The 5,153-nt window shown below is 36.5% G+C and carries 5 protein-coding genes; all 5 read left to right on the forward strand.

The window, feature by feature from the left end; genetic code table 11:
- Positions 1-270 precede the first annotated feature (270 nt).
- The 5 genes from NZ519_11775 (at position 271) to NZ519_11795 (ending at position 4,861) form a co-directional block, all read left to right on the forward strand.
- Positions 271-855 (forward strand): hypothetical protein, encoded by a 585-nt coding sequence (locus NZ519_11775; protein MCS7029433.1) that lies wholly within the window; start codon positions 271-273, stop codon positions 853-855.
- A 288-nt stretch (positions 856-1,143) separates the two neighbouring features.
- Complete coding sequence (gene ppk1 / locus NZ519_11780) at positions 1,144-3,222, forward strand: polyphosphate kinase 1 (GenBank protein MCS7029434.1); 2,079 nt, start codon at positions 1,144-1,146, stop codon at positions 3,220-3,222.
- Between the two features lie 6 nt (positions 3,223-3,228).
- On the forward strand, positions 3,229-3,966 hold the full coding sequence (locus NZ519_11785) for a sigma-70 family RNA polymerase sigma factor (GenBank protein MCS7029435.1): 738 nt from the start codon (positions 3,229-3,231) through the stop codon (positions 3,964-3,966).
- 23 nt (positions 3,967-3,989) lie between these two features.
- Positions 3,990-4,301, forward strand: a complete 312-nt coding sequence (locus NZ519_11790; protein ID MCS7029436.1) for a zf-HC2 domain-containing protein — start codon at positions 3,990-3,992, stop codon at positions 4,299-4,301.
- A gap of 44 nt (positions 4,302-4,345) precedes the next feature.
- Complete coding sequence (locus tag NZ519_11795; GenBank protein ID MCS7029437.1) at positions 4,346-4,861, forward strand: hypothetical protein; 516 nt, start codon at positions 4,346-4,348, stop codon at positions 4,859-4,861.
- Positions 4,862-5,153 lie beyond the last annotated feature (292 nt).

The following is a 5,153-nucleotide window of genomic DNA, read 5'->3' on the forward strand; positions in this document are numbered from 1 at the left end:
GTTGCCCCAGGGTCGAACCCACCCTACCACCCGAAGCGTCAGCGTAGCCCGTACCACGCCGACCTTGCCCACACAAGCGCAAGCGAAGTGTGGGCAAGGGCACGCCCAAAAAATAAAAATATACTAATTAAAAAAGTAAAATCCCACAATTCTCATTTTACTAAGCTCCCCCACAATTGATAAAAAATTTAAGCAAAAATTACCTTAACACGAATTCATTTTTGTGTAAACTTTTGTATATTTGTCCACAAGCAAAAGTTAGCTAATAGCATGTCATACCTATACATTTTACAGTATGCTTTAATGGTCTATTCTGTGCTTGTAGCACCTTTGTGGTTCTTAATAGCATTTACATTTAAGTTGAGACACAGAGATGTTATTTTTCAATGGAAACGCCCCAGAGTTGTTTTTTACGCAATAGGCTTAGCCGTCGTTATTACAGGGTGCGTGCTAGTATCCTTGTATGCCATTTCATACTCTAACTCTAGTTTGATATTTTTCTCCGTTTTCACTTTTATAGGTGCAGTGCTTACTTACAACGCTTTGAGCTACGGCGCAACAATACTAGTAACTAACAAAGGAATTGTAACTAACATATATGCACCTATTAAAAATATCATCCGTTGGATTGATATTAAGGATTATTACATGCACAACCACTATCCGCTTTTAGTGTATGTATTTGTGTATGACCTTTACAAAAGTGTGCGAATAACTGTACCGTATTACATGCAACAAGCTTTTGAGGAACTGATTCACATTAAAATTGATAAACCTAAAATGCATATACCTCTTTTGCCTGAAGAAAACGAAGCCCTAACCCAACAAATTAAACAAATGTTTGACCAACATTGAATAACTTTACTTTGAAGCCCTGTTCAAACCGTCCATGCAAATCAATTATATAAGTTAGCATCGCCTGATGCGTAAGCTATATACTGCTTTGCACTCTTAGTTACACCACGACCTATGGCAGCAATACCATATAAGTGGATTTAGAACGCACGCTTTGAGTTGGATGACAAAAAATTAGCACTTACTGACCGCTGTTACATTTTTAGCAAATGCATTCATTTTAGTTTTTTATGTTCAGTTTTATGTAATTTTGCTTACTTTACCGTTTTTGTAGGTTACATTCTTGCTATGAACATTTTATCCCATCACCCTAAATACTACAACCGAGAATTGAGTTGGATACTATTTAATCAAAGAGTGTTGGAAGAAGCATGTAACCCGAATCATCCCCTTTTAGAAAGATTAAAATTTTTAGCAATTTTTAGTTCTAATTTAGATGAGTTTTTCATGATACGTGTAGCGGGCTTAAAGGACCAGGTAGAAGCTCAAGTCAATACTTTATCCCCTGATGGACTTACTGCTGCACAGCAGTTACAAAAAATTTCTGAACTTTTACATCCTTTGGTAGAAAAACAAAGTAAAATTTTACAAGAGCAAATTTTACCTGAACTGCGCAAGCATAAGATTCGTTTGCGTAGTTACTCGGCACTCAATGATACTCAAAAACAAGAATTGAAAGAGTACTTTTATGCACAAGTATTTCCTGTGCTTACGCCTTTGGCAGTAGATCCTGCTCATCCTTTTCCGCCGCTTAATAATTTGGGCTTGAACATATTAGTGATACTTAAAGGTTCACATAAAGAGGAGCGAAAAATTGCCGTAGTACAAGTACCTCGCATTTTGCCACGTTTTGTACCTATACATAACACTTCTCATCATCACGATTTTATTTTAATGGAACATTTAATTGAAGAACATATAGACACTCTTTTTCCTAATATGAAAGTGCTTTCTGTGGAGGAGTTCAAGGTTACGCGTAATTCTGATATGGAGATTTCCGAAGCAGAAGCAGATGACTTACTTAAATTGATTGAAAAAGAGCTACGTAAAAGGCGATTAGGCACAGTAGTACGCTTAGAAGTAAGCAAAAAAATAGATGCGGACACGCGTGCTTTTCTCAAATCTGTATTGAATTTAGAGGAGAATGACATTTACGATATTGATGAGTATCTCAACATCAACGATTTTATGGAGATAGTCAAGTTAGATATTCCCGAGCTCAAAGATCCCCCTTTTATGCCTGCGCCTTGTAAAGTAATTTTAGAAACAGGAGATATTTTTGAAGCCATTAAGAAGCAAGATATTATTTTACACCATCCTTATGATAGTTTCAATGTAATTGTAGATTTAGTCAAAACTGCGGCTAATGACCCTAATGTATTAGCTATCAAACAAACATTATATCGCACAGGGGGGGCTCATTCACCAATTGTACAAGCCCTCAAAGAAGCAGCCCTAAATGGTATTCAAGTAAGCGTATTGATAGAACTCAAAGCCCGCTTTGATGAAACCCATAATATCACTTGGGCAGAAGAGCTACGAATGGCAGGTGCAAATGTAGTATATGGCTTACTAGGTCTAAAAACTCACTGCAAACTACTAATGATAGTCCGCCAAGAAGGAAATAAAATTGTACGATATGTACATATTGGTACAGGAAACTACAATGTAAATACAGGTAAGCTCTACACAGATATCAGCATTCTTACTTGCCAAGATGAAATAGGTAGTGATGTAGCTGAATTATTTAATCTTTTAACAGGATACTCTAAACAAGACTCTTGGCGAATGCTATCCGTAGCCCCTATAAATATCCGACAAACTTTGCTATACAACATTCGGCAAACCATAGAACATCACACACCTGAAAACCCTAGCTTTATTCGCGCTGCCCTTAATGCCCTAGTAGATACAGAAATTATTGACGCCCTCTATGAAGCTTCTCAAAAAGGCGTTAAAATTCAATTGGTTGTAAGAGGAATCTGCTGCTTAAAAGCGGGCATACCTGGTTTGAGTGAGAATATCATGGTCAAAAGTATTTTGGGAAGGTATTTAGAACACTCCAGAATTGCTCATTTTAAGTACGGTAATACAGAAAAAGTATTCATTGGCAGTGCAGATTGGATGCCAAGGAACTTAAATAAACGAGTTGAGGTTTTATTATTAGTCAAGGAAAAACATATTGTCGAACGCTTAAAACACATTCTCGATGTCATGATTGCAGACAATACCCAATCCTATATTTTACAAAGCGACGGACACTACATTAAAACCACACCTAAACCCAACGAAAAGCGTATACACGCCCAAGAAATCTTTATGAACGAAGCTATTTACCGAACAAAACAAATTAACAACATACTCTGATGAATTATGAAAACAAAAAAAAACACAAACATAAAAGAACATACGAGTAGCGAACCTCTTGCAGAGCAGAATACAGAGCAAGAAAGTAAGAATGCAGACAACTTTCTTGAAAAAGAACTAAAACCCATCACCCTCTCAAAAGAGGAAATAGACCTCATTTTTGAAAAAGAAATGCTTCCCCATATCAACTCTCTTTATACCTTCGCCTATCGTTTGACCAACAACGAAGATGACGCCAATGATTTAGTACAAGAAACCTATCTAAAAGCATATCGCTTTTTTGCAAGTTACGAACAAGGCACTAACGCTAAAGCTTGGCTATATCGCATTCTCAAAAACAGCTTTATTAACAATTATCGAAAACAGTCTAAAGAACCTAACAAAATAGACTATGAAGAAGCAGAAACCATTTTTCATTCCCAAAAAAATAACTATAACCCTGTGGATAGCCGAGATAAAGTCTTTAAGGGACTACTAGGAGATGAAGTCTCTAACGCCCTTATGGCACTGCCCGTAGACTTCAAAACAGTCATTATGCTCTGCGACATTGAAGGATTTACCTATGAAGAAATTGCTAAGATTGTAGATACACCTATCGGAACAGTACGCTCTCGCTTACATAGGGGCAGAAAAATGCTCAAAGAGATGCTTGCTAAATATGCGGCTTCATTAGGATACAAAGTAACCGAAGAAGCAGAAGAAAATGAAGATAGCGAAGAAACTGAAACGCAAGAAACTATTTAAAACAAAAATATAGTTGTAAAAAAATGTCTAACTTACCAAAAAAACAGAGTATGGAAAATAAAGACAACAAAGATAATCTTAATGAAAACGAAAAGCCTAACAAGGATATAGATTGTGATGAAGTGATACGAAAACTAAACATGATTTTGGATGGTGAAATTGCAAAAGAGGAAGAAACTAAGCTCCTTCACCACATTGATGATTGTCAGAACTGCTTAGAGCAGTATCACATTGAAAAATCCTTTAAAGAGTTGCTCAAATCAAAACTACAAAATATGTCTGTTTCTATGTCTTTGATACAAAGTATTAAAGACAGAATCAAAGGAAAAACATGAGTAGAAGAGTAAAACTCATCATATATACATTTTTTGCGTTTATTGTGGGTTTTAGCCTGTTTATATACCGTATTACTCGCACCTCACAGCATTTGCTTGCTAAAGAGGTGGTAGATATCTACGAAGCTAATTTTAAGCAAGCTCCACTACTCTTACAGGCAGATATTGTGCAAGTTAACAAACGATATTTTGACAATACACTTCAAGCCATCCCTCAATGGGATAATTTCACTCTCACAGGCGCGCAAGTTATCAAGAACAAAAAGCAGGAACCTATACTCCTTCTTTGGTACAGGAACAACTCTTATCAATCTCCTTTATTGACATTAGTATATCAGAACAAAACTTTGCAAAATTATATTGTCAAAAAGTATAAAAAGGGAAACACAGAATTTATTACCTACAAAGATTATGAAATGCCCATATTCACTCGTCAAAACTGTACATACGTAGCGATATGCGCGTTTAATACTCAAACTAACCTTTACGGTGCTATTGACTTAAACCGAGAAAAGGACTGGCAAATTGCTCTCAAATCTTTACAGTGGGCAGACATGTGATTCTGCTTTTATTTAAGATTAAGGCTATTTTTGTTGTATAAAGTTTAATTTTTTGGGCGTGCCCTTTGCTAATGCAAGGGTTGCGGCATTCCGCATGTAACCATAGCACGCCGACCTTGCTTATACAAACGCGGCGAAGTGTGGGCAACACACGCCCAAAATAAAAATATCATTCAATCATCACAAAAGCACCCCAATAATACGGCTCTTTGTACTGCTTGCGAATTTGTTTCTGCGCTACTTCAAACGCTTTGCGCTTAGGCATGCCCTTTTTTTGCCAATTTTCATAAAA

This window comes from Bacteroidia bacterium (assembly GCA_025056095.1).
Lineage (GTDB): Bacteria > Bacteroidota > Bacteroidia > JANWVE01 > JANWVE01 > JANWVE01.

Coding starts and splice junctions, on each gene's coding strand:
- NZ519_11775 (MCS7029433.1), top strand. CDS start 271: ATGTCATACCTATACATTTTACAGTATGCTTTAATGGTCTATTCTGTG.
- NZ519_11790 (MCS7029436.1), top strand. CDS start 3,990: ATGTCTAACTTACCAAAAAAACAGAGTATGGAAAATAAAGACAACAAA.
- ppk1 (MCS7029434.1), top strand. CDS start 1,144: ATGAACATTTTATCCCATCACCCTAAATACTACAACCGAGAATTGAGT.
- NZ519_11785 (MCS7029435.1), top strand. CDS start 3,229: ATGAAAACAAAAAAAAACACAAACATAAAAGAACATACGAGTAGCGAA.